Annotated in this window: 20 protein-coding genes; 13 read left to right on the top strand and 7 right to left on the bottom strand. The window is 40.3% G+C overall.

From position 1 onward, the window contains the following. Both GX437_06790 and pckA read left to right on the top strand, forming a co-directional pair. On the top strand, positions 1-688 hold a 688-nt coding region (locus GX437_06790), incomplete at its 5' end, for a glycosyltransferase family 4 protein (protein NLJ07358.1). Between the two features lie 71 nt (positions 689-759). Next, the gene (gene pckA / locus GX437_06785; protein ID NLJ07357.1) at positions 760-3,027 is read left to right on the top strand and encodes a phosphoenolpyruvate carboxykinase (ATP); all 2,268 of its coding nucleotides are present in this window, start codon (positions 760-762) and stop codon (positions 3,025-3,027) included. 48 nt (positions 3,028-3,075) lie between these two features. Here pckA and GX437_06780 read toward each other — a convergent pair whose 3' ends face one another. The 3 genes from GX437_06780 to GX437_06770 are packed head-to-tail and all read right to left on the bottom strand — an operon-like array spanning position 3,076 to position 7,063. Then, positions 3,076-4,065 (bottom strand): NAD(P)-binding domain-containing protein, encoded by a 990-nt coding sequence (locus GX437_06780; protein ID NLJ07356.1) that lies wholly within the window; start codon positions 4,063-4,065, stop codon positions 3,076-3,078. A gap of 60 nt (positions 4,066-4,125) precedes the next feature. Next, positions 4,126-4,521, bottom strand: a complete 396-nt coding sequence (locus GX437_06775) for a DUF2809 domain-containing protein (GenBank protein NLJ07355.1) — start codon at positions 4,519-4,521, stop codon at positions 4,126-4,128. 4 nt (positions 4,522-4,525) lie between these two features. Beyond that, positions 4,526-7,063: a TonB-dependent receptor gene (locus GX437_06770; GenBank protein NLJ07354.1), complete on the bottom strand. Its 2,538-nt coding sequence runs from the start codon at positions 7,061-7,063 to the stop codon at positions 4,526-4,528. Between the two features lie 148 nt (positions 7,064-7,211). On the opposite strand from GX437_06770, the gene GX437_06765 reads away from it, so the two are divergent. The 7 genes from GX437_06765 to GX437_06735 all read left to right on the top strand — a co-directional run bounded on the left by GX437_06765 (position 7,212) and on the right by GX437_06735 (position 14,185). Continuing rightward, complete coding sequence (locus GX437_06765) at positions 7,212-7,604, top strand: hypothetical protein (GenBank protein ID NLJ07353.1); 393 nt, start codon at positions 7,212-7,214, stop codon at positions 7,602-7,604. Between the two features lie 82 nt (positions 7,605-7,686). After that, a complete protein-coding gene (locus GX437_06760) occupies positions 7,687-9,861 on the top strand; it encodes a TonB-dependent receptor (GenBank protein ID NLJ07352.1) in 2,175 nt (724 codons plus the stop codon). Positions 9,862-9,870: 9 nt separating this feature from the next. After that, positions 9,871-10,254 (top strand): hypothetical protein, encoded by a 384-nt coding sequence (locus tag GX437_06755; GenBank protein ID NLJ07351.1) that lies wholly within the window; start codon positions 9,871-9,873, stop codon positions 10,252-10,254. A gap of 168 nt (positions 10,255-10,422) precedes the next feature. Beyond that, positions 10,423-12,051, top strand: coding sequence for an indolepyruvate ferredoxin oxidoreductase (locus tag GX437_06750; protein ID NLJ07350.1), 1,629 nt, complete (start codon positions 10,423-10,425; stop codon positions 12,049-12,051). Between the two features lie 11 nt (positions 12,052-12,062). Then, positions 12,063-12,644 carry an indolepyruvate oxidoreductase subunit beta gene (locus GX437_06745; GenBank protein NLJ07349.1) on the top strand — a complete coding sequence of 194 codons (582 nt, stop codon included), beginning with the start codon at positions 12,063-12,065 and terminating at the stop codon, positions 12,642-12,644. Positions 12,645-12,720: 76 nt separating this feature from the next. Then, the gene (locus tag GX437_06740) at positions 12,721-13,422 is read left to right on the top strand and encodes an FKBP-type peptidyl-prolyl cis-trans isomerase (GenBank protein NLJ07348.1); all 702 of its coding nucleotides are present in this window, start codon (positions 12,721-12,723) and stop codon (positions 13,420-13,422) included. A 31-nt stretch (positions 13,423-13,453) separates the two neighbouring features. Next, positions 13,454-14,185, top strand: a complete 732-nt coding sequence (locus GX437_06735; protein ID NLJ07347.1) for an FKBP-type peptidyl-prolyl cis-trans isomerase — start codon at positions 13,454-13,456, stop codon at positions 14,183-14,185. A 63-nt stretch (positions 14,186-14,248) separates the two neighbouring features. Here GX437_06735 and lpcA read toward each other — a convergent pair whose 3' ends face one another. Genes lpcA through GX437_06720 form a run of 3 tightly spaced genes read right to left on the bottom strand, consistent with a single transcriptional unit; the run spans position 14,249 to position 19,812 of the window. Continuing rightward, a complete protein-coding gene (gene lpcA / locus GX437_06730; GenBank protein NLJ07346.1) occupies positions 14,249-14,824 on the bottom strand; it encodes a D-sedoheptulose 7-phosphate isomerase in 576 nt (191 codons plus the stop codon). Beyond that, positions 14,824-16,872, bottom strand: a complete 2,049-nt coding sequence (locus GX437_06725; protein NLJ07345.1) for a DUF255 domain-containing protein — start codon at positions 16,870-16,872, stop codon at positions 14,824-14,826. Before GX437_06725 ends, lpcA begins: the two co-directional genes overlap by 1 nt. A 9-nt stretch (positions 16,873-16,881) precedes the next feature. Further along, positions 16,882-19,812 carry an insulinase family protein gene (locus GX437_06720; protein ID NLJ07344.1) on the bottom strand — a complete coding sequence of 977 codons (2,931 nt, stop codon included), beginning with the start codon at positions 19,810-19,812 and terminating at the stop codon, positions 16,882-16,884. Between the two features lie 271 nt (positions 19,813-20,083). Between GX437_06720 and GX437_06715 the strand changes: the two genes are divergently transcribed. Next, positions 20,084-21,277 carry a T9SS type A sorting domain-containing protein gene (locus GX437_06715; GenBank protein NLJ07343.1) on the top strand — a complete coding sequence of 398 codons (1,194 nt, stop codon included), beginning with the start codon at positions 20,084-20,086 and terminating at the stop codon, positions 21,275-21,277. 2 nt (positions 21,278-21,279) lie between these two features. Beyond that, a complete protein-coding gene (gene folE / locus GX437_06710) occupies positions 21,280-21,915 on the top strand; it encodes a GTP cyclohydrolase I FolE (GenBank protein NLJ07342.1) in 636 nt (211 codons plus the stop codon). A 41-nt stretch (positions 21,916-21,956) separates the two neighbouring features. On the opposite strand, the gene porQ is transcribed toward folE, so the two are convergent. Further along, complete coding sequence (porQ, locus tag GX437_06705; GenBank protein ID NLJ07341.1) at positions 21,957-22,997, bottom strand: type IX secretion system protein PorQ; 1,041 nt, start codon at positions 22,995-22,997, stop codon at positions 21,957-21,959. 91 nt (positions 22,998-23,088) lie between these two features. Here porQ and hemW point away from each other — a divergent pair, with 91 nt between their 5' ends. After that, entirely contained in the window at positions 23,089-24,210 is a 1,122-nt protein-coding gene (gene hemW, locus GX437_06700; protein NLJ07340.1) for a radical SAM family heme chaperone HemW, read from the top strand. 360 nt (positions 24,211-24,570) lie between these two features. Beyond that, positions 24,571-25,710, top strand: coding sequence for a Fic family protein (locus GX437_06695; GenBank protein NLJ07339.1), 1,140 nt, complete (start codon positions 24,571-24,573; stop codon positions 25,708-25,710). The last annotated feature ends 65 nt before the right edge of the window (positions 25,711-25,775 follow it).

Below are 25,775 nucleotides of genomic sequence, written 5' to 3'. Positions count from 1 at the left end.
TGTTTCCAATAAAATCAGGGAAGTTCTTGAAAAAGATATTGAAGACAAATCAAAACTGAGGGTTGTTTATTCGGGCATTGATGTTTCCCGCTTTCAGGGAAAAGTAAATACCCATATTCTGCATAAAAACTTTGGCATTCCATCCGATAAACTGATTATCGGAAACATTTCAGCCATAGCCGATCATAAAGATCATTTTACCTTTGTCGATACAGCAGACATTTTAGTCCGTCAGGGTATTAATGCCGTGTTCATGATTGTCGGTGAAGGTGAGCTGGATGAAGAAATCAGGAAATATATTTTATCCAAAAACCTTGAAAAACATATCATTATGACAGGTTTTCAGGATAATATCCCTGATATTTTGCCGGAATTTGATGTGTTTTTATTTACGTCCAAAACCGAGGGACTTGGTACTAGTCTGCTGGATGCCTTTGCCTGCCGGATACCAGTTGTTACTACCAATGCAGGGGGTATTCCTGAAATCGTCAGTCATGAGGTCAACGGACTGATGGCTGAGGTAGGAGATGCTGAATTCCTTGCACAACAAACCCTCAGGGTATTAAATGACCATCATTTGAGGGAAAAACTTACTGAAAATGCCTTGAAAACCCTTGAAAACTTTTCTTCTGAAAAAATGGCCGCTGAAACCTATAAGATTTACAACGAGGTTTTTTATAATGCCTGACAAAAAACTTTAACTCCATCCACAGGAAATATTTTAATTTTGAAATATAAACAAAACAGAAATCTGAGAAAATGAAAGCAGAATTAGTTGAAAAAATCCGAAAACATCTGGAAGATTATGGTATTCAAAAAACAAAGACAATTTACTATAATCTCAGCTATGATGAACTCTTTGTACATGAAACCAATCCTGAGCTGGAAGGTTATGAAAAAGGCTTTGTTACCAACTTAGGTGCAGTTGCTGTTGATACGGGTATTTTTACCGGACGTTCCCCGAAAGACAAATACATAGTTGTTGATGAGGAGTCGAAAGACAATATATGGTGGGCTGCTCCCGGCAACAAGTCTGACAATAAACCGATTTCGAAGGAAGTATGGAATGAATTGCATGCTCTGAGTGCCAGTCAGCTTAGCAATAAAAATCTCTATGTAATGGATGCCTACTGCGGTGCAAATGAAAATACAAGACTGAAAATCAGGGTCATTACCGAGGTTGCCTGGATGGCTCATTTTGTTAAAAATATGTTTATCCGCCCGACAGAGGAAGAACTGAAAGATTTTACTCCTGATTTTGTTATGCTCAATGCCTGCAAAACCGTTAATCCCAACTGGGAACAGCAGAAACTTAATTCTGATGTGTATGTGGCTTTTAACATAAAAGAGCGCATGTCGGTCATTGGGGGTACATGGTATGGCGGTGAGATTAAAAAGGGATTTTTCAGTATCATGAACTATTTCCTGCCACTGAAAGGAATTGCTTCCATGCACTGTTCGGCCAATATGGGCAGAAATGGAGATACGGCCATCTTTTTCGGACTTTCAGGTACCGGAAAAACAACCCTCTCTGCTGATCCTGACCGCTACCTCATCGGTGATGATGAACATGGCTGGGACGATGAAGGTGTCTTTAACTTTGAAGGCGGATGCTACGCCAAATGTATCAACCTCTCAAAAGAAAAAGAACCTGATATTTATAATGCGATTCGCAGGGATGCATTGCTTGAAAATGTTGTTTACGATGAAAAAACAGGTGAAATTGATTTCAGCAGTGCGGCAAAAACTGAAAATACAAGGGTTTCTTATCCTCTGTACCACATTAATAATATTGTCAAACCTGTCTCTAAAGGAACTCATCCCAAAAAGATTATTTTCCTGACTGCCGATGCTTTCGGGGTCTTTCCCCCCGTGGCAAAACTCACGAAAGATCAGACAATGTATTATTTTCTGAGTGGTTATACGGCAAAACTTGCAGGTACTGAAAGAGGTGTAAAAGAACCCATGCCTACATTTTCCTCGGCTTTCGGAGCTGCCTTTTTATTGCTTCATCCGACTGTGTATGCCCGTGAACTTGCACGTAAAATGGAAGAACATGGAGCTACTGCTTATCTGGTTAATACCGGATGGATTGGCGGGCCTTATGGTGTTGGGAAACGCATTGATATTCAGGCAACCAGAAATATAATCAAAGCCATTCTTGATGGTACCCTTGATCAGGCAGAATATATTGAATTGCCAACTTTTGGATTTAATGTTCCAACCCACGTTCCCGGAGTTGATCCTGCTATCCTTAATCCGAGAAAATACTGGAAATATGAATCTGCTTATGTCAAACAGGCTACCGAACTGGCTGAAAAATTCATTGAAAACTTTCAGTCATTTACCGATACAGATGAAGGGAAACGTCTGGTGGCTGCCGGGCCGAAAAATCCCTATATGAAGCAGTTCTATGAATATTATCAGAACAAAATCAATGAGATGTCGCAGCGGCATAAAGAAGAAATTGCCAGACTGAAAGACCAGATTTTTATTCTTCAGGAATCTTTTTCTGACTATATTTCCTTTAATTCCATTGATTCCGAATATAAAAACCGTGCGATCAACCGCTACATTCCTGTTTCCTTCTTTATTTCCTGCCATGATGAAAATAAACTCAAAGATTTTGACAGTGATGTTCACGATATTCTGAGTGCCGGAGGTTTTGACTTTTATCTCTCTGAAAGTAAAGAACCCGACCTGCATAGATTTTTAGGTATTTCAAAAGAGCGTATCAACCTGCGGCAGCAATACCAGCTGATGGAAAAAATCGGGCATGCTTTTATTTGTGAAAATCCTAAATCTACTTTGGAGAAAAAAGTAGAAGCTTTTAAGAAAAAAGTGGCCAATCACCATGAAGTGATTTTAAAGGTAGGCCCAGTTTTAATCGTAAAGAATCCTGAATCGGAAACAGGTATGGATTATTATACTGCCAACCTTTCCATCGCTTCAATGATACATATCGACAAACAACCGGGAATTTTGAAAGAAACAAGCCGTATTTTCAGAGAGCTGAATGTGTTTTAGGCTCTTGATGCCAAAATGATTTATTAAGGATTTTCATCATTTCCGGGTTCAGTCCAGTCCTTCAGCCAGTTGCTCCAGTATTTGGTGCGGGTCTTCCTGTTCATAGAGAATCTGATACATGGCGGTAACAATTTTCATCTCTATATGGCTTTCTCTGGCGATGCGGTAAAATGGCCTGATAGAATAGTAGCCTTCGGGAATCATATTCAACTCCAGCAAAGCTGCGCGTGGCGAATAGCCATGCCCGATCATCTCGCCAAACATACGGTTGCGGCTGAATTGCGAAAAGGCTGTAACCATTAAATCCCCAAGATAACCGGAGGTCATGATATTGCGGGTACAGATACAACAATGTTCGAGAAATTTCTGTGTTTCGCGTATAGCATTTGAAATCAGCACGGCAATGAAATTATCACCGTAACCAAGACTATGACTTACACCTGAAGCTATGGCATAAATATTTTTCAGTGAAGCAGAATATTCAAGACCCTTGATGTCGGTACTGGTGCGAAAATTTAAGAAATTGGTTTTCAGTAAATTACCAATTAAGCTGGCAGTTTCTAACGATACAGACGCTAATGTAAGGTAAGTATTCATCTGATTCACAACTTCTTCGGCATGGGAAGGACCGGTGAGAAAAACATATTTTTCCGGTGGAACTGCAAAATGTGCTTTCATGTATTCCGAAACCAGCATGTTTTTATGCGTCAGTATGCCTTTGGTAGTGGATACAATTACTTTCCCCTCGAAATCAGATGCCTGCAGCAATGAAAGATTTTGCCGGATAAAGAGGGAAGGGATAGCAATGAAAACAATCTCAGCATTTTCGGCAACATACTTAATATCTGTGCTTAAAAATCTGGGTTTCAGGTCAATATCAACCGAACGAAGATAACGGGGATTTCTTCCGTATCTGACAATGTATTCATAGGTTTTTTGCTGGCGTATCCACCAGTAAAGCTCCACTTCTTTCTTGTCAAAAAGTGTTTTGGTAAGTGCTGTTCCCCAGCTTCCGTCTCCTATAATGGCTACTTTCATCTACCTGCAAAGTTAAATTAATGTCATAAACATGGATAACGCCTGTATGATGATAATTTATCATTTTAGTTTGTTGAATATCAAAAGATTACAGATTGATGCCAGTAATACACCTGCTACATAGCATATCATGTCCTGCCAGTGAAAGCCAAAACCCAAAGCCAGTCCACCGGCAAAAGTTGAGCGAATTTGATCGAGTGCAGGGAAATGAATTAATTGGGTTATTTCAATGAAAAAGCTGAAAAGTAAAGCAGATAATGAATTTTGGACAGGGTTTAGAGCAGGAATAAAGAATTTGATCAGAAAAAAAGCTGAAAAAGCCCAGAATGTATCACCGGCATACAGTGCGATGAAGCCAGGAAGTTCATTCCCGGATTGACGTGAAAAAATACCTGCTGCTGCCCCAAAACCAATCAGAGCAAGTGATAAAATCCTGATTTTGTTTTTTGAAGACAATTTATCAGAATTTAGCTGTGATACTTACATTTAATCTTCTCGCAGTCAGATAACTTGGCACTCCCCAGAAATTGTTGTTGACATCTTTTACCCAAAGATAGGAAATGACATTCTGAATGCCGAAAAGATTGAAAACCTCAGCACTAACCCAAAGTTCGTCAAAGTTGTTGAGAAATCTGATGCGGCTTTTATAGTTTTCCTTATTTGAAACGAGTAATTGAGAAAAGCCGATGTCCACCCTGCGGTAAGCTCTCATCCTGTATTTGTTGCGGAGGTTGGGGAACTGCGGGGGGCCGAACGGAAGAGGTGTCCCGTAAATCAGGTTCAGATGAACTCTGGAGGTTCTGATTTTTGGGAAAAAGTCCTGAAAAAGTAAGGAAGCCATAAATCTCTGATCGGTAGGTCGTGGAATCAGGCCTTGCTCAGTACGCAGGTATTTCCCTGATATTGAATCATATATCAAAGTGTAATCATCATCCAGGTCTTCTTTGGTTGACATGACCGACATGCTTAACCAGCTGGGCAGATTCCCAACCAGTTCACCATACAGCTGCAGGTCGATGCCTGCCGAATAGCCTGTGGCATTGTTTCTGGCATAATATCTGACCCTGATATCATCCACATCATAAGGAATAATGTCGGTCAGGTATTTATAATAAATTTCGGTGTACCATTTGAAAGTTTTGTCAAAAACCCTGAAATAATAATCGGTTCCAAGCAAAAATTGATATGATTTCTGGGAACGTATTTCAGGATTGAGTATGCCTTCGGTACTGCGGAGTTCACGGTAAAAAGGCGGCTGGTAATACATTCCTGCAGAGGCCTTTATCTGAAAATTAGGTTTTAAAGCAGTGTCAGCACTTTTCCCTTCAATGATTCTAAGGTTTTTTTTGTGGAAAGGCTCTATCACAAACTGAATTCTTGGTGTGATAATCAGCTCATTGTTATAACTCCACCACGAAGAGCGTATTCCGGCTGTGAGGTAAGCCCTGTTTGAATCACTGAGTGTAAAAGTGTTTTGAAAATAGGCAGTTTGACGGAATGAACTGAGTTGAACCTTTGTATGGAGAAACCTCTCAAGTGTCAGTTCATCGGGATTAAGCGGGATGCTGTATCCTGCTGAATCAAGCAGCCGCCATTCTCTCAGTTTATCTTCAATGATCTCAACCTGACTGTTTGTACCATATTGAAATTCATTGTTTTTAAAGATTCTTCTTCCTTTAAACTGAAATGAATATACATCAGCAAAAAGCCTGTTACGGGCATGATTAAGGAAGGCGCCCACGCCCAGATTTAGTTTAGGGTCGCCAAACTGTTCGCTGGCCGGGTTTGTTTCTATCTGACGAAGCCAGTATTCTCCGAGTACATCATAGTATTCCGTTTCAACGGTATTGAATACTGAAAAAATAAACTTTAAAAAAGTGCTGTCTTTTTTATTGCAGGAAAGATCAAGGGCGTTGAGAAAGCTTTTGTAAGAGGTGATTTCCTGACCTTCAAAATAAACATCCAGCCGCAGAACCAGTTGATGCGTCCCGTATGAAGTGCTTTGATTTTCAGGGATAAGGTTATAAAAATTTCTGCCTGCATAGGAGAAAAGGCCTATTTTCCATTCAGGACTTAGATACCAGTTGAAATATGACTGATAATCTGCAAAAGAGGTGTTGTAGTTGCCTTTCACATCCAGGGAGTTCAGCAGATAGCGGTTAGTCCTCCATCTGCCGCCTATGAGGTAACTGAAAAGGGTGTTTTCCGATCTTCCTTCTGCATGAACGGAAGCTCCGAGCAGGCTTGCAGAAAAATCAGCGTTGAAACTACGCGGGTTTTTATAGGTAATATCCAGCACTGACGAAAGTTTGTCCCCATATTTTGCTTCAAATCCTCCGGCAGAAAAACGGATTGACTCCACCAGACTGGAATTGATAATGGGTAATCCTTCCTGTTGACCTGAACGAATCAGAAAGGGTCTGTAAATCTCTATGTCGTTGATATACACAAGGTTTTCATCATAGTTGCCGCCTCTGACTGAATAGGAGGAACTTAATTCCGAATTACTGGAAACTCCGGGAAGTGTCTTGATAAGGGCAATCACTCGTTCCGAAGTGGCCGGCAACACATCCAACGCTCGGGTATCTACCTTTTGAATGGGCGTTTTCCCGGATTCTTTAAAGGTTTGAGCTTCAACATCAAAGGTCTTTAGGGTGATTCTGACATCAATAACTACATTCTTTTCAAATACCTGACCGGCCAATAAGGGCGGAATTTTTTCCCTGCTGACCTTGCCAATGTATGAAAATATCAGCACCGTTTCTTTATTTGCAGCTATCTGTAGCTGATAAAACCCGCTCTGATTGGTGGTTGTACCTGTTTTTGACCCTTCAATCGAAACATTGACAAATTCAACCGGCTTTCCCTCCAGATCCCTGACAATACCTTTAACAACTGCTGTAGGTTGGCTGAACCCGCTGACGGGTATGAGCATCATCAGGATAAAAAAAATATCCTTTCTGAAAAAGTGCAGGTTAAAAGATATATATGATTTCATCAGTGCCAATGGAAAACGTGAGATTTAGCGGCTTATTGCATGCTGCAAAAGTATGATTTTTCTTTTCAACGGACAGAAAGCATCTCTCTCTGAGGGCTGAATGTTGAAAATTACAAAACTGCCTTATTTTTGCAAGAAATAGTTTCGCATGAAAAAATTCAGGGAAATAACGTTTTTAGTATTGGCAATACCTGTCATGTCGTTGCTGATACACAACATTATTCCCCATGAACATCATCTCTCATGCCCTGACCATGATGAAACCACTTCCCAAAGTGTTCAGCTTTCAGGGGTGCAGCATTGCTGCGGCCACCATGCCGCTGATACTCACAAGCCTGTTAAAAAAGCCAATTGTATCCTTACAAGCTTACCCCCGGTTTTTTATTCTGTTCAGGTTTTTTTAATAAGCAGAACATATCATGTTGATGAAAGTACCGCATGGATATTTGGTCAATTCATCACATCTTTTCAGGATAAAATATTTCAGCAGGAATATTACCGGAACCTGCGGCTGAGAGCTCCTCCCATTGTGCTTGTTTAGTTAAAATCTTTTTAACAACCTCTAAATAAGCACAAATATGAAAACAATAAATAAACTAGCAATTATTCTTATATTGCTGATAATGAATCAATTAAAATTATCAGCACAGAATACCTATATTTTTGGCCAGATAAAAGGCTCAACTTCTGATGGTAAAACTGAGGTTTTATCAGGGGCCAATGTCTATTGGGCTGAAGTACTCAAGGGTACTGTCAGTGATAAAAACGGCAACTTCAAACTCAGCCGTGTAGCTGAAAGCAATCATCTGGTTATCAGCTATATCGGATATAAAACAGACACGGTTTTGGTTGCTGATGGACAAACGCTGGTAAATGTTACACTCGAATCAACCATTGAGCTTGGTGAAGTTAAAATAAGTGAGAAAAGAGGAAGTTCCTATTTTTCAAAATCCTCTGTTCAGAGCACTCAGATTATCACACAGTCTGAACTTAAAAAGGCAGCCTGCTGTAATCTTTCCGAAAGTTTTGAGACCAATGCTTCGGTTGATGTTTCATTTGCTGATGCCCTCACCGGTGCAAAACAAATCGAATTGCTCGGCCTGACAGGAGTTTACACCCAGATGCAGATGGAAAATATTCCTTCCCTGCGTGGATTGGGAAGTATTTTCGGCTTGTCGTATGTACCTGGGCCTTGGCTTGAATCTATTCAGATTTCAAAAGGAACTGCATCCGTTAAAAATGGATTTGAATCTGTCGCAGGGCAAATCAATTACGAATACCGTAAACCCGATACCAGCGAACGATTTTATCTTAATGTGTTTGGCAGCTCTCTGGGACGGCTGGAGGCAAATGCCTATTCTGCCCATAAACTGAATAAGAAACTCAGTACCATGGTCTTTTTACATGGGAACTATTTTAATACCACACTTGACCGTAATAATGACGGCTTTTTCGATTATCCGCTTTCCAGACAGTACATGTTGCTGAACCGCTGGAAGCTGACCCTTCCCAATTATGAAGGGCAGGCAGGCATTTATTTCACCGAGGAAGTAAAAAATGGCGGACAACTGGTATTCAATAAAGCCACCGATAAAGGCACTACCAATGCCTATGGCCTTGAAATCAATACCAGAAGATTAGAAGGCTTTTACAAAGGCGGATTTATTTCCAAATACAAGGAATCTACGTCAACAGCACTGCTGGCTTCAGTTTCCCATCATCAGCAAAATTCATTTTTTGGCCTGAATGATTTTAATGCTGTTCAGAATTCATTTTACTTTAACCTGATACATCAGACCTACCTGTTTAACACCAGACATGGCATTGTTGCAGGGGCTTCATTTATTTATGACGATTACGACATGATGTTCAATCAGCAGGATCTTGGCAGGAAGGAAATTGTTCCCGGGGTTTTTACCGAATATACCTATAATTCGCTCGGCAAACTAATTCTGATTGCCGGTCTCAGAGACGATTATCACCTGAAATATGGCAATCTGCTGACACCCCGACTGCATCTGCGTTATAAATTTAATGACGTTTTTACCCTCAGGGCATCGGCAGGTAAAGGATATCGCTTCCCCAATGTGATTGCCGAAAATACCATGCTGCTGGTAACTTCGAAAACCATCATTTTTGAAGAAGAACCTGGCCTTGAAGAAGCATGGAATTATGGTGCGTTTTTGTCGGCTGAGAAAAAAATTGCCGGACGGCCATTCCATCTTAATCTCGATTTTTATCGTACCGATTTTATCAACCAGGTGATCGTGGATATGGATTTATGTTCCGACCTGATTCATATTTACAACCTTGCCGGTAAAAGTTATTCCAACAGTGCCCAGGCTGAACTTACCTTTGAACCTTTCGAACGTTTCCATGTCCTTCTGGCTTACCGGCTGAATGATGTTAAAACCACCTATTTTGGCATTCTGAAGGAGAAACTGATGTCGAAGAAAAGCAAAGGGATTCTCAACCTTGCTTATTCCACCCCATGGGACAAATGGAAATTTGACTTTACGGTTCAGTACAATGGGAAAAGCCGTCTCCCTCAATTGATTGAAAATGATCAGGTTGTGCAGGAATATAGTCCCGGGTTTTTTATTGTCAATGCGCAGGTCAGCAAAAACTTTAAAAATTTTGAACTGTATCTTGGCGGAGAAAACCTGACGGATTTTGTTCAGGACAAATTAATCCTCGGCTATGAAAACCCGTTTCAAAATGAGTTTGATGCCAGCCGGGTTTGGGGCCCTGTTTTAGGCCGAAGAATTTATGCAGGTTTACGTTTAACTTTTAAATAATTCATTCTCATGAAAAAGATAATCAGCTCTATTTTAATGACACTTTTGTTTGTCGCACCGGTTTTGATGACAAATGCTCAGGACAGTAAAAAAACACCTGAGAAGCAGGATAACCTGAAAACAGTTTCCTATTCTGTCAACATGCATTGCGAATCGTGTAAAAACACTATCGGAAAGATGCTGGCTTATGAAAAAGGCGTGAAGTCATTTGACATTAATCTCGATTTGAAAAAGGTTACAGTCAAATATGACCCTGCCAAAACAGATGCCGACAAATTAGGTAAAGCCATAGAGAAACTTGGATATAAGGTAACACCTTATACATCTTCCGGTACCAACTGTCCTCAGGCTCCGGGCTGCCAGAAATCAAAATCAGGCTGTCAGGATCATTAGACTGAAAGAGATTTTTCAGTAAACAGCCCACAGCTATCAAATAAGCTGTCGGGCTTTTTTTATTTATCCCCGAAATAAAATTTTCTAAAAAAAGCAAAAACATTTTATTAATTGCTTATTGATTCTATTTTTGTCATCTCCAATTTTTCAGGATTAAATAAGACAATTATGCAAAAATTACTTTTACTGGGAGATGAAGCCATTGCTCAGGGGGCGATAGATGCAGGCGTAAGCGGGGTTTATGCTTACCCGGGAACTCCCTCGACTGAGATTACGGAATATATTGAGAAAAGCAGGGAAGCAGCAGAAATGGGAATTAAATATCAATGGACAGCCAATGAAAAAACAGCAGTGGAAATTGCCATGGGTGTTTCTTACGCGGGGAAACGAGCCATGGCCTGTATGAAACATGTCGGATTAAATGTAGCTGCTGATGCTTTCATCAATTCTTCCATTACCGGTGCCAATGGCGGATTGATTATCGTTGCCGCTGACGATCCCAGCATGCATTCTTCGCAAAACGAACAGGATTCAAGGTTTTACGGCAATTTTGCCATGATTCCCATTCTCGAACCTTCCAATCAGCAGGAAGCTTACGACATGGTGTTTTATGGTTTTGACCTGTCTGAAAAAACCGGTCTGCCTGTTCTGATGAGAATTACCACCCGTTTGGCTCATTCCCGTTCAGGGGTTGTCAGAAAGCCTAAAATTGCACAAAATAAAGTTCAGCTGCCACAGAATCTTCGTCAGTATGTTCTGCTTCCTGCCATTGCAAGAAAACAATATAAAGACTTACTCGGAAAACAGAATTTGCTTGAAAATGAGTCTGTTCGTTCAGATTTTAATACTTATCTGGAGGGGAAAGACAAATCGCTTGGAATTATTTCCTGCGGTCTGGCATATAACTATCTGATTGAAAATTTTGAGAATCATGAATGTCCTTACCCTGTCGTTAAGATTTGCCAGTATCCTGTTCCTTCTGAATTTATCTATAAACTATACGAAGAAGTTGATGAAGTCCTCGTTCTGGAGGAGGGTTACCCAATGATTGAAAATCACCTGAGGGGATTTTTTAATCATGGAAAGCCGATACACGGGCGTCTGGACGGGACTATTCCCCGCGATGGTGAATTAAACTCAAATATTGTGGCCAAAGCATTTGGCATACACATTCAGGAAGGGAAAAATCCACCAGATTTTATGGTGGGTCGCCCACCTTCCTTCTGTGCAGGATGCTCGCATATTGATTCTTATACTGCTCTGAATGAAGCAATGGCCGAATACGGGAGCGGAAGAGTGATGTCAGATATCGGATGTTATACCCTCGCAGCTTTACCACCTTTTCATACCATCAATTCCTGTGTGGATATGGGAGCTTCTATCACCATGGCCAAAGGAGCTGCCGATGCCGGCCTGATTCCTGCCGTTGCCGTCATTGGCGACAGTACCTTTTCTCATTCAGGAATTACAGGCCTGCTGGATGCTGCAAACTGTAATGCCCCGATTACGGTCATGATACTCGACAATGGTACTACCGGCATGACGGGTGGACAGCCTACGCCCGGTCATGGTAAAATTGAAGAGATTTGTAAAGCCGTAGGTGTTGATCCCGAACATATTAAGGTCATTAATCCGCTGAAAAAGTATCATGAGGAAAATGTCAGGATTATTAAGGAAGAACTGGCCTACCCGGGATTATCGGTTATCATTCCCAGAAGAGAATGTATCCAGACCTTCAACAGAAGAGTCAAGGAAGAAAAGGCAAAGGAAAGCGAAAAAAATACAGTTGAATCATAAAACCCAGTGAAATGAAAAAAGATATTATTCTTTCAGGCGTTGGCGGTCAGGGCATTTTATCCATTGCTACGGTGATAGGTTATATTGCAGTTACCCGGAACTTATACCTGAAACAGTCGGAAGTACATGGCATGAGCCAGCGGGGAGGGGATGTCTCTTCTCACCTGAGAATTTCCGACAAACCGATTGCCTCCGATCTGATTCCAAAAGGAAGGGCAGATATGATATTATCGGTAGAACCCCTCGAATCACTGAGGTATTTACCATGGCTCAGGGAAGACGGATGGATAATCACCAACAATAAACCATTTGTGAATATTCCCAACTATCCTGACCTGAACATTGTACTGGAAGAAATAAGGAAACAGCCTCATCATGTTTTGCTCGATGCCGATAAGATTGCCAAAGAAACAGGTTCATCGCGCAGTGCCAATATGGTTATTCTCGGTGCAGCTTCTCCTTTCCTCAGTTTTGAAGATGAATTGTATTTTGAAGCCTTAAAAGCTATTTTTGGCAGAAAAGGGGAAGATGTGGTGCAGAAAAACATGGAAGCTTTTAAAGCTGGTAAAGCTTTTGCACTATCCAATTCCTGATTTTCAAGCCTTTTTACAAATGTTCATTTCAGATTGTTAGCTTATCTTTGCACTTCTTAATTTAATTTTCAATACAATGAAAAAGATTTATTTGTTCATTTTTCTGTTGGTGGTTGCATCGGCAGGTAATATCTCAGCTCAGAATAAAGATATTAAGTTTAAAAACATTGTCGATTCGGTGAGCTATATCATTGGTTATGACCTCGGTAAAAATTTTAAGGCACAGGGAATTGAAATCAATTCAGACATACTGCTTGCAGGTATTTTGCAGGGAATGACGCAGGCAAAACAACTGATAACGGATCAGGAGAGCGAAAAGGTTCTGGCTGTTTATGTCGCTCAGATTAATGAGAAGAAACAGGCAGCTCAGCAGGATCAGATCAGCAAAACCAAACAGGCCGGTGAAGCTTTTTTACTCGCAAATAAAAAGAAAGCCGGTGTAATTACGACAGCCAGCGGATTGCAATACAAGGTGATCAGGGAAGGAACCGGAGCATCGCCCAAACTGACCGACAAAGTGATGGTTCATTATGCAGGCCGACTGATCGATGGTACTAAATTCGATGCTTCCTACGACAGGGGCACCCCTGCTGAATTTCCGGTTAACGGAGTGATTCAGGGCTGGCAGGAGGGCTTGCAACTGATGAAAGAAGGGGGTAAATATGAATTGTACATCCCTTCCGACCTCGGCTATGGCGACAGTGGTGCTGGCGATAAAATCCCCGGAGGCTCTGTTTTAATCTTTGAAGTAGAACTCATAAAGGTTATTCCTCAATAAAATACATTTTTTCACTTAATCAATCAAAATCATGAAAAAGAGTTTTATTATTATCATTTTACTGACAATCAGTGTATCTGTTTTTACTGGTTGTAAAAAGTCAAAATTGTTTGGCCCGAAGGAATATAAGGTAGAAAATCACCTTGATTCCGTAAGTTATGCCATTGGGTTGGATATCGGAAAAAACTTTGTTGACCAGAAAATAGAAATTCAACCTGAGGCATTGGCTCAAGGGCTGAAAGACTATCTTGAAGACAGGGCATTGTTCGATGATCAGGAAAAAGACAAGGTTATCAGTGCATTCCGTCAGGAATTAGCCATGAAAGCTCGTGAAGAATCCATGAAAAACGCTGAAACCAACCGCCAGGAAGGAGAAAAATGGCTGGCAGAAAACAAAAAGAAAGAGGGGGTTGTAGAATTACCCAGCGGACTTCAGTATAAAGTAATCAGGGAAGGTAAAGGCCCTCGCCCTACGGCAAACGATGTGGTGAAAGTTCATTACAAGGGTACCCTTATAGATGGTACCGTTTTCGATGCTTCCTACGACCGTGGTGAACCCATCGAATTTGCCCTGAATCAGGTTATTCCCGGCTGGACGGAAGGAATTCAGCTGATGAATGCCGGTTCAAAATATGAACTGTATATCCCTTCCAAACTGGCTTATGGGGATCAGGGAATTGAGGGTGCCATACCGGGTGGATCAACTTTAATTTTCGAAGTTGAACTGCTCTCGTTCAAACCCGGTGAAGCTGCCAAAAAATAAGACTAACAAATTAGCTCATACATGAAGTATCAGCATTCGACTTTTGTTGAATGCTGATTTTTTTTATTCTACGGAAAGTTTTTCCTCGATCAGTTGTATCAGAATGTGAATGATTTTAATATGAATTTCCTGCGTACGGTCGCTGTAAGGTGAATAAGGGGCACGGACTTCAATATCACATAAAGCAGACATTTTTCCTCCGTCTTTTCCTGTTAATCCTATGATTTTCATTCCTTTAAAACGTGCTGCTGCGATGGCTTTCAGAATGTTTGGTGAATGACCGCTGGTGCTGATGGCCAATAAAATATCTCCTTCGTTTCCAATGGCTTCGATAAATCGGGCAAAAACATTTTCATATCCATAATCATTGGCAACACAAGTGAGATGGGCAGGATCTGAAATGGCTATGGCTGGCAAAGCTTTCCGGTCTGCACGAAACCTGCCTGTCAATTCCTCAGCAAAGTGCATTGCATCCGACATACTCCCTCCGTTGCCGCAGGAAATAATTTTTTTCCCTTTTCTTATCGCCTCCGACATGAGGCTGGCTGAATTTTCAATCCGATGAAGCATTTCATCGTTTGCTATGAGCTCGTCAAGGCTTTTTTTTGCCTCAAGCAGTATGTTTCTAACCTTTTCCATTATTCAACAACCTCAAATGCTGGTTTTGATACGGATGAAGCCCTGAATTTTTCAAGACCATTGTTTAGAAAATCAATAAATGCCTGAATATCATAATTGTAAGCATGGGCAGGGACCAGTTGTTTCCCGTCATGATTTAAAATGACATAATAGGGTTGGGCATTAACGCCAAAATTGGAAATCTGGAAATCAGCGTTTTTCTTACCTATCGTTTTTTTTAGTTTGCCATCGTATTTCGAAGTGTACCATTCCTCTTTTGGCAATAGTTTTTTATCGTCCACATAAAGAGCCACCAAAACAAATTCCTCCCGTAAAAGCTTAAGGACTCTTGGGTCTGACCAAACGCGGGCTTCCATTTCGCGGCAATTGACGCAACCATGACCGGTAAAATCAATGAAAAGTGGTTTGTTTTGTGCTTTTGCACAAGCCATTGCCTGATCATAGTCGAAATAGCCGTGCAGTCCATGAGGAAGATGAAGAAAATCAGCGTATTTGGGTGTTTCACACAAAACCGGTTGATCCCCTGTATTTTCAGCCTGGACATTTTGTCCATCGTTTCCTGAGTTGATAATCAGCTCAGCATTGGTACGTATAATTTCATTCAGGTCGAAATCGTGGGTGGTTTGTGGAGGCAGGTAGCCTGAAAGGGCTTTGAGCGGTGCCCCAAACATTCCCGGTATCAGATAAATGACAAAGGTAAATGTGATGATGGCAAGAATCAAACGGGGAACACCCAGGTGGGGAACATCAGAATCATGGGCAAACTTAATTTTTCCCAGCAGGTAAAAACCCATGAGGGTAAAAATAACGATCCAGAAAGCCAGATAAATTTCGCGGTCAAGAATACCCCAGTGGTAGGTCTGATCGGCCACACTCAGAAACTTCAACCCTAATGCAAGTTCAATAAAACCAAGGATGACTTTAACACTGTTAAGCCATCCGCCTGATTTGGGCAAATTGGCCAGCCAGTTCGGAAAGATGGCGAAGAGTGTAAATGGGATGGAAAAAGCAAGACCGAAAGAAAACATTCCTAAAATTGGCTTAAGAATATTTCCTTCAACAGATTCAACCAGCAAAGCTCCTACAATAGGCCCGGTACATGAAAATGAGACCAGTACAGTGGTGAGAGCCATAAAAAAAGAGCCTGCCAGTCCACCCCGTTCTGCCTGCCTGTCTGATTTGGTGATCATCCAGCTGGGAAGGGTGATTTCAAACATTCCGAAAAAGGAAGCGGCAAAAACCACAAAAATCAGGAAAAACAGGATGTTGGGAAGCCAGTGGGTGCTGAGCCAATTGGCAAAATCGGCTCCGAAAATAATGGCAACTGCTGATCCTATGACAGTATAAATCAATATGATAGATATACCAAATATGAGCCCGTTTATGACTCCTTTTTTTCTGTCGGCCTCACTGTGAAGGAAAAAGGAAACGGTCATCGGAATCATTGGGAATACGCATGGAGTCAGCAATGCGGCCAGCCCTGCAAGAAAAGCAATTAATAAAAACCCAAGATGTTTTTCTTTAGGCACTTCCGTAGGAGCTATCTTTTCTTTTGCCAGTTTTTCACGCTCTCCCACAAAGCTGAAATCAAAGCTGTATTCTATCTCTTTCGGGGCAAGGCACTGTTTGTCGTCACAGCACATAAATTCAAGATAGCCATTGATTTTGGTCGGCTCTTTTACTTTTACAAGCTGTACAAAAATGGCCTCATGTTCGAAAAATGCAAGGTCTAATTCAAAATTAGGATCAAATTCCACTTTTGCCTTGGTTCGTTCTTCAACAGTTCCGATAAATTCAACTGATTTGTTTTCATCAAAATGAAAGGAAGTGGGAACCGGTACCATCGCGTTCGGGTCTTCCGAAGCTTTTTTTATGGAATACAAATGCCATGTGTCGTCAATAGTAGCTTTGAAGATCAATTCATACTGATTGTCTTTCAGCGGGTTGATGGAAAAAGTCCATTTTACAGGGTCGAGTACCTGAGCGTTAAGCCATGTTGCTGTTGTCAGAAACAAAAGCAGCAGGAAAGAAAAATATTTTTTATTCATGATTGAAGATTAGTTTTTAACCGGGAATCCATTTTCATCAATTTCGATCAGGGGAGAAAAGCCTGCATTTTTAATGTTATCGAGGTGTTGTTCACGGTTCCCGCCAATTATGAGCAACTTATTTTCGCTTTGAACAGATTTATCGGCAAATGACTGAAGCGCAGACGGTTTTAGCTTTTTGAGCAGCTTGAATTTCATGGCGTAAAAATCACTTGAAATATCACGCGAAAGCATGTTGTTCATCAGGATAGTCTTGTGAAAATCATTCTGATACATGACAAAATCCCCCAGCAGGAAAGCGTTTTTATATTCTTTAAACAATTTTTTGTCAATGGTCGAAATTTCCGGTTTGAACAAGGCTGCATCAAGCTCTTTCAGTCCGAGAATAAAGGAGCCTTCCTCAATTAATGCTGTGAAATAATAATCATAGGTCTTTCCGGTAAAAACAACACCCGGCTTCAGCTCTGTGATGTATTTCTTATCACTGAGTTTGTCAGCCAGCCTCGTTTTCATCAGATAATTAATGAAATCCATTTTAATCTGCTCATCGTAGTTTTTAAACGGAATGGAGGCATATTTCAGGAATACTTTTGGATTGTTCTGTCTTTTCCATGTCAGGAAATAAGTACCTTTTAACTGAGCCATGCTATCTGCTGAAAGAAATTCAGACCCCGGAAATGTCAGGGGTTGCCATTGACGGAAGATTTCTCTTAAATCCATGATTTCACCCTGACGATAATTCCCGGTAACAGTTACGGTAGTTTTGGCAGGGGTCAGCAAAAACGGAAGTTTTTCATTGATTTGAAGAATGTAGAATGAGTTTTTATGGTTGGGCTCAACAAATTCAGGGACAAGCATCCGGTTTGTGTTTGGATTTGTACTGATTTTCAATATGTTGTAATAGTCTGCCAATTCCGGTCTTTGCCTGTTATCCGAAATAATCTTTGAGATTTTCTCCACATCCACAGGGCCTCTCACCTGTCCCCAGAAATATTCGCGTATAAATTCCTTTACAAACTGAAGATTGTCATTCATCAATGTCAGGTTCAGGTAAAATGTTTTGTTTTGTACAAAACACCTGTATTTAATGCCGGAAAGGTCTAACTGCTCCTTTAAGTCACCATTCTGAAGACTGATGATTCGGTTTTCCATCAAAACATTAAAGTAGTTAAAAACTTCCGGGATGGGCATTTGTTCCTGAAGGGCAGAAATATCGATGGCTATCAGGATCTGAACTACCGGAGTTTCATTATGATAAAAGGTTGAATATTTAAGTCCGTTTTCCAGTACGTTCACTTCTTTTTTGGGAGGAATATAAGCTGAAATCTTTGATTTTTTTGGTTTTTTAACGTTAAAAGCAATGGTCTGAATTTTCGAAATTTCATCATCGGTCGGGTGGAGGATGACAGTTTGTAGATTCTGCGGGGAATAGTTTTCTTTTCCGGCAGAAAGTTTTCCCTGCGATGTATTTAAAACACTGATAACCAACGGTTTGCTAAGGGCAAGATTTTCATGGCAAAGTTTCTGGATACGCTGCGGGCTTATGTTCACCAATTGTTTGATTTCATCAGAAATATTGTTTGGATTACTGTAATACAACTCGTTAAATCCCAGTATCTTACATTTTTTATTAGTGGCTTCGGCCCCCGAACAGAGTTCTATGAGTTTTTTTCCTTTGTAAACAGGAAGTTCTTCCCCAAGTGCCAGCCTCGAATAGGCGGGATTGAATTCGATAACGGTGCCGTCCTCCTTAATACTTTTTTTCTCATCTTTCATTCTTTTGATGGTCCCTTTTTCAACCTGTCCGAATGTATTGTTTACGAAATAGTTGACCGTGTCTTTGAAAACCGTTAGCGGATATTGTCCGTCAGCCACAATTTTCACGATAAAATATCCTCCGGAGCGGAAAGAATAGTTTTTTACACTCACTTCCTTTGCCAGTTTTGATTCTACCAGCGATTTGTAAAGCAATCCGTAATCATTGTTATCAAAGAGGTAGGAAGCATATTCCATGGCAAACCGGCCGGGATCTGAATAGGCAACTCCGGGATATATCAGATACAAAAGGGGTGTTTTAAAGTCTTCATTTTCAGTAAACAAGTTCATGAAAAACTGTTTTTCTGAGTTTTTCATGTCAGGATTTTCCGCCAGAAAAGCTGCATTATTTACTGTTTCGGCTGTCATAGGAACCTTTGGCAGTTTACCAAGATAACTTTTTACTGTTTCAAGAGCATCTTCTGACAATAAATCACCTGAGAGGGTTATAATTAGGTTGTTTGCTCCAATCCACTGATCATAGAATTTTTTGACATCATTCAGCTCAATCAGTTCCGTTTTGTCAGGATCTCCCACAGGCAGCCATGAATAGGGATGCCCGAACGGATAATATCCTTTGATGGCTTTTACAAGACCTTGACTTTCAGGAGTTCCGACTGATTTATAGGCTTCTTCAATGGCCTTTTGCCTGACTGCCGTGAATACATCAGAGGTCAGGTTTTGCTGAAAATTAAACAGCTTCTGTGCCTGATACCACAATACCAGTTTGTAAATGTTTTTGGGAACAGTGATCAGACAACTCAGATAATCCTGTGTCAGCTTATACTGGTAATCCCCGCCATAGTTCTGAATGAACTGATAATCTTCAGATTGTTTGTTGTCGAATAAAACTTTTGAAATGATGTTCATCATCCCGTTCATATCGGCAGGTGAAGCAGCCGAACCGATTTTGAACAAAAGGTGAATGCTGACCACCTGATCGGAATGGTCCTCATTAACGATGAAAGTCAATCCGTTGTCGAGCATATACTTTTTAAAAGGAATGGAGTATTCCATGACATTGATGTCTTGTTTGGCAGTTGGTTCGACAAACTGGACGGGCTCCTGGGCATTTACTCCCTGAAATAACAGTAAGGTAAACAACAGGAAAATTAATTTTCTCATGTTCTGATTATTTTAACATAATTTTAAGAAGTTGCAAAGGTGAAGAAATTCAACAATTATTCCAAATAAAGAGCTGTCAAACTTGAGCGTTTATGGAAAATTTGTCAGAGTCTTTAGCTTTTGATAAAAGAAACAATAATTACGATTCAGCAATTGGAAACTTTCTGCCTGATGATAATTTTATGTCCGTTTTTTCTCCGGGCTGATTGATGTCTGAAAATTAAAAATCAGGAAAAAATATTTACATTCGCAGAAAAATTAAACTGGAATTATGAAAAAGATAGCTGTTTTAGTGATTGTTTTAACCTTCAGCCTGAATCTTTTTTCACAGACTTACGGCTGGAAACCAAAACCATCCGGTGTTAAAAGTGGTACTTTCTATGACGTTAAATTCTGGAACAAGGATACCGGAATTGTGGTGGGCAACAACGACACGGTTAATTATATTCTTGTTACCACAGACGGAGGTGAAACATGGACAAACAAGGTTTCGGCAGTAACCACTGATAAGGTTAAGGCATGTGAATTTATTGACGGGAAAACAATATATGTGGTCGGGAAGAAAGGTGCATGCTATAAAACCACCAATCTGGGCGATTCATGGACTAAAATAAACCTTGGCACCAATGCCGATTTTAACGATATTTCTTTTCCGTCAAAAACGAGGGGGTATGTGTGCTCAAATTCAGGTGGTTATATTTTTTACGATGGTATTGGGTGGCAGGCAAAACTCGTCTATTCCATGGATAATTTTATCCGTGTAAAATTTCCGGTGGATACTGCCGGTATTTTAACCGCTCAAAGTGGCAGAGTATGGCGCTCCATTGATGGTGGTAAAACATGGGATACCATAAAAAGAACCACTGAGCCTGTTTACAACAGCTATTTTATCACGGCCAATGTAGGTTATATTGTCGGCCCGAAAGGAAAAGTCAAGCGTACGGTGAATGGCGGGATCAACTGGACAGATACACAGATTTATGCTAAAAACTTTAAAAATATTGACTTTTATTCGGCTTATTTTGTCGGGCAAAACATTGGATTTATTGGCGGAACAAACGGAACCATCCTCAGAACCGTTGACGGTGGTTCAAACTGGACACAGGAATGGACTAATCCTGTTGCTGAAACGATCATGAAAATTTATTTTGTCAATCCTGTCATTGGCTTTGCGGTCGGTACAAACGGGATTATTCTCAAAAGACAAGACGTTTCAGGTATAACTGAAACTCAATCCTCTGATTTTCTCATATATCCGAACCCTGCTAATGATTTTATCAAAATAAGCAATGAACATCATCCATGTTCATTTGTTATTAAAGACATCACCGGCAAGGAAATAATTAAGAATGAAAATGCTGAAAATACTGAATTCATCGAAATATCAGCTCTTTCCCCCGGTGTGTATTTTTTAACTTTGTCAACAGAAGGAAAAACAATAACCAGTAAATTTATCAAACAATAAACATGGAAAAAAAAGACATTCTTCAGTGTTGCGAAACTCCGATGAGGAAAGATGCTTTTGAACTTGACGACAATCAGAAAATTGAACTGATTGCCGGTCATTTTACTGAAATCATGAATATCTTAGGACTCGACCTGACAGACGACAGCCTGAAGGGAACACCCCGAAGGGTAGCCAAAATGTATGTCAAAGAGTTTTTCAGCGGACTAAATCCTGCCAATAAACCCAAAATCTCACTCTTTGAAAATAAATTCAAATACAACAAGATGATAGTGGAAAAAGACATCACTGTCCATTCCAACTGTGAACATCATTTTGTCCCCTTTCTCGGGAAAGCCCATGTGGCCTATATCAGTACAGGGAAGGTTATCGGATTGTCAAAGATCAACCGGCTTGTACATTATTACTGCAAAAGGCCCCAGCTTCAGGAGCGCCTGACGCTTCAAATCGCACGCGAACTGATGAATGTTACTGATGCCAAAGATGTGGCTGTATTAATTGATGCCAAACACATGTGTGTGGCCAGCAGGGGGATTCAGGACAACTCGACTACCACCATCACCGCTGAGTATTTCGGTAAATTTAATGAACCTGAAATCAAAGCTGAGTTTTTGCGCTATATCGGGCTAAATGATTAGTAATTTTCTGGCAATTCTTCTTGGCCATCCGCAGAAAAGCCTTATTTGCCTTTTTTTCTCGTAAATTCCGATAAGTTGGCAGTTAAGGAAAAGGTGTTGCTGCCTCCCGCCAGATGATAAATAGTATTTCCGTAAGAAATATGAAACTTGCTGATTCTCAGTCCGAATCCCCAGCTATAACCTGCAAGTGCCGGACGTGTGGATACCTGAAGCTCTTTTCGTGCCTGATGACTGTAGCCAAAACGGATATGTAAGTTTTCAGATAATACCAATTCTCCACCCAAATCAAAATGCCTGAAAATCTTTTCACTAAGAGGTACTTTTGATGCAATGACGTTTCCGTTCAAATCATAATTCTTTTTGGCAGGATTCGGATAGGCAAAATCGGGAATGTTCAGATGGTGGGCTACTACAATAAACCGGAGCGGATTGTGTTCCGGCTTTTTGGAAAAACCGATCTGAACATCGAGTGGCAATGGCTCGGCATTTTCTCCTGTGTAGGAAAACAGCTGAAATCCAAGATTTCTGACCAGTAATCCTACAGTAAGCGAACGGGATGTGTCAAAATAGGTCAATCCGTAGTCGATGGCCAGGCCTGACGAGCGGTAGCTTTCATAGGAAGAATAAATAAAGTTGATGGAAGCCCCGGTCGAAAGTTTTTCGGTCAGCAGGGTGGCAGCAGCCAGATTTAAAGCAAAATCACCTGCATGAAATTCTCCGTTTTTATTTCCATATTCATCGGCCAATGTAAATTTTCCGAAATTGATATATCTGACACCTGCAAGTCCATAATACTTTTCTCTGATGGTTCTTGAAAAAACAGCAGATCCGTAAGCTACATCTGCCAGGTAATTGGTTGCCGTAAATCCAAGAAAATTGTTCATTTTCGGGTTTATCAGCGAAGGATTCGACAACCCGTTAAAAATATCTTTATCATACACCGGAACAGCAGGCATATTCAATGCTGAATTTCGGGCAGAATAGTTCAGGTCAAGAAAACTGTAAACATATCTGCCACCTATCTGGGCCAATGAATAGAATGTGGAAGTTACAAACAGGATCAATAACAATAACCTATACATGCACCATCTAACGTCAGTCGGTTTAAAAAGTTGCCCTTGTTGCAAGAAAATATTTATTTTCGGCACTTCAAAAATACACAATATTTAGGATTTGGCGGGAATTTATCTGCATATTCCGTTTTGTCGCAGTGCTTGTCATTACTGTAATTTTCATTTTACCACCTCCCTGAAGGGAAAGGAAAAACTGCTGCCGGCTCTGTGTAAGGAAATTGAACTGAGAAAAAATTATCTGCCTGATCGTCACCTTAAAAGTATTTATTTTGGAGGAGGGACGCCTTCTTTATTGAATATCAGGGAAATAGATCTGCTTTTAAATCAGATTTTCAGGTACTTTACCATGGAACAAGATGCTGAAATGACCATCGAAGCCAATCCGGATGATTTAACTCAGGATTACCTGAAAGGCCTGATAGAGCTTGGAATTAACCGGTTAAGTATTGGTATTCAGAGTTTTTTTGATGATGATTTGCGATGGTTAGGCCGTACACATTCGGCAGAGCAGGCGGAAAAAGCTTTGGAATCAGCTTTGGCTACAGGATTTTCCAACCTGAGTATTGACCTGATTTATGGCATTCCGGGCAGCAGCCATTTTACGAAAAATCTTCAAAAACTAAAGGATTTTGACATCCCGCATTTTTCTGCCTATTCACTCACACTCGAACCCAAAACCATCTATTCGTGGCAGGTGAAAAAAAACAGGAAACTTCCTCCGGCTGATGACGACATGATCAGAGATTTCAATCTTCTGTGTGATTTTGCAGAAGACAATCATTATCAACATTATGAGATTTCAAATTTTTCGAGAGAAGGCTTCCGTGCCATACACAATTCAGCCTATTGGAAGAATGAACCTTATCTGGGCATAGGCCCTTCAGCTCATTCCTACAACCTGATCAGCAGGCAATGGAATATAAATGTCAACCATAAATATATCATGGCAATTAGTGAAGGGAAAGACTATTTTGAGTCTGAAACACTGAGCAAAACCGATCGCCTGAATGAATACATAATGACCCGTCTGCGAACTTCTGATGGAATTGATTATCAATATTTAATCTCCCTATTGACTGAAGAACAAAAAAAAGAATTCGATTGTCAGACAACGCATTTTATTCGGGAGAATTTCATGTCGGATAAAAACGGATTTCTGATCCTGACCAGAAAAGGCATGCTGCTATCTGATTATATCATAAGTAAGTTGTTTGTGGAATAATCTCCATTTGTCTGAAAGCAAAGATTGAGTAAAGGAAAGCTTAAGATAATTTCCCCAAAAAGTTACTAATGAAAATCAGGTATTGATAATCCTGAAAGGATTTTTAGAGGAAATGATTAGCTTAGCTGAACAAAACACAACAATCAGAAATACCGGAAGAAACAGTACTGACAGACAGAGAACAAATAAGATTTCTTCGCTGCGGGTGATGAAAATAAAATCTAAAGCTAAATCTAACCAGATTTTTAAAGGGATAGGTCAGATATATCAAAGTAAAACAAAAAAATCGTTATTTTACTTTGGTCATATTAAGGTAAAATAAAAATATTTTTATTTTACCTTTGCAAAAAAAATGAAATGATACATTTAGAGAGTTATAAAGCGGGAAACTATGAAAAGCATCCTGCTGGATATGCTTATTTTCGTCCAACTTTAATCAATGATATATGGAGATGGGAAGATCAAACCCTGAACCTTTTGCTGGAAAAAGCAGCCATAAAATTAGGCGAGCTTAATTCCTATGCCCGTTTGGTGCCCAATATCGATTTGTTTATTCAATTGCATGTAACCAAAGAAGCTGTGGTATCAAGCAGAATCGAAGGCACGAAAACCAATATGGACGAAGCGCTTTTAAATGAAGTTGAAATTGACCCTGAGCGTAAAAATGATTGGCGGGAAGTAAATAATTACATTAAAGCTATGAATGAAGCTATCAAAGAGATGGAGAAGCTTCCTCTTTCTTCACGCCTCATCATACAAACCCATAAAACCTTATTGAGTAATGTGCGTGGAAAGTATAAATTACCTGGAGAATATCGAACCAGCCAGAACTGGATTGGTGGCAATACATTATTAGATGCCGTATTTATTCCGCCTCATCAGGATTTTGTGCCTGAGCTGATGAGCGATTTGGAGAAATTTCTGCATAATGACGAAATTAATGTTCCGGCACTCATAAAAATAGGCATTGCTCATTATCAGTTCGAAACCATACACCCTTTTTTAGATGGGAACGGACGTATAGGACGACTGCTTATTACGTTATATTTGATAGACCAAAAAATACTTCAAAAACCACTGCTTTATCTTTCTTCATACTTTGAAAAAAACAAGGGCCTTTATTATGAAAACCTCACCTTTGTGCGCACCAAAAACAATATGACCCAATGGCTCAAATACTTTCTGGCGGGCATTGCCGAAATAGCAGAAAATGCTACTCAAACGCTGAGCAACATCCTGGAGCTTAAAGATCGATTGGAAAGCTCCCTTTCCACAGTTTATGGCAAGCGGGCTTCCAAAGCGGCTTTACTTCTCAATGCTTTGTTTAATAAACCGGTGATTCAGATAAACGAAGCTCAAGAACTGCTGGGCGTAACCTTCAAATCTGCCAATGAGCTGGTAATCAGGATGCACCAAAACGGCATACTCAAAGAAATAACAGGACAAAGCCGAAACCGCATTTTTGTTTTTGATGATTACCTCAAACTTTTTCAGGTATGAGGTAGAAAAATGGATTTGTTCCTCTGTTACCCGGATAAATAGCAAAGTTTTTAAACAATATTCTT

The sequence above is a fragment of the Sphingobacteriales bacterium genome (assembly GCA_012517435.1).
In the GTDB taxonomy this organism is placed as follows: domain Bacteria; phylum Bacteroidota; class Bacteroidia; order CAILMK01; family JAAYUY01; genus JAAYUY01.
This window is presented reverse-complemented; position numbering and strand designations above follow the sequence as displayed.

Coding starts and splice junctions, on each gene's coding strand:
- pckA (NLJ07357.1), top strand. CDS start 760: ATGAAAGCAGAATTAGTTGAAAAAATCCGAAAACATCTGGAAGATTAT.
- lpcA (NLJ07346.1), bottom strand. CDS start 14,824: ATGGAAAAGGTTAGAAACATACTGCTTGAGGCAAAAAAAAGCCTTGAC.
- GX437_06725 (NLJ07345.1), bottom strand. CDS start 16,872: ATGAATAAAAAATATTTTTCTTTCCTGCTGCTTTTGTTTCTGACAACA.
- GX437_06740 (NLJ07348.1), top strand. CDS start 12,721: ATGAAAAAGATTTATTTGTTCATTTTTCTGTTGGTGGTTGCATCGGCA.
- GX437_06760 (NLJ07352.1), top strand. CDS start 7,687: ATGAATCAATTAAAATTATCAGCACAGAATACCTATATTTTTGGCCAG.
- GX437_06765 (NLJ07353.1), top strand. CDS start 7,212: ATGAAAAAATTCAGGGAAATAACGTTTTTAGTATTGGCAATACCTGTC.
- GX437_06715 (NLJ07343.1), top strand. CDS start 20,084: ATGAAAAAGATAGCTGTTTTAGTGATTGTTTTAACCTTCAGCCTGAAT.
- GX437_06745 (NLJ07349.1), top strand. CDS start 12,063: ATGAAAAAAGATATTATTCTTTCAGGCGTTGGCGGTCAGGGCATTTTA.
- GX437_06750 (NLJ07350.1), top strand. CDS start 10,423: ATGCAAAAATTACTTTTACTGGGAGATGAAGCCATTGCTCAGGGGGCG.
- GX437_06735 (NLJ07347.1), top strand. CDS start 13,454: ATGAAAAAGAGTTTTATTATTATCATTTTACTGACAATCAGTGTATCT.
- GX437_06770 (NLJ07354.1), bottom strand. CDS start 7,063: ATGAAATCATATATATCTTTTAACCTGCACTTTTTCAGAAAGGATATT.
- folE (NLJ07342.1), top strand. CDS start 21,280: ATGGAAAAAAAAGACATTCTTCAGTGTTGCGAAACTCCGATGAGGAAA.
- porQ (NLJ07341.1), bottom strand. CDS start 22,997: ATGTATAGGTTATTGTTATTGATCCTGTTTGTAACTTCCACATTCTAT.
- GX437_06780 (NLJ07356.1), bottom strand. CDS start 4,065: ATGAAAGTAGCCATTATAGGAGACGGAAGCTGGGGAACAGCACTTACC.
- GX437_06755 (NLJ07351.1), top strand. CDS start 9,871: ATGAAAAAGATAATCAGCTCTATTTTAATGACACTTTTGTTTGTCGCA.
- GX437_06720 (NLJ07344.1), bottom strand. CDS start 19,812: ATGAGAAAATTAATTTTCCTGTTGTTTACCTTACTGTTATTTCAGGGA.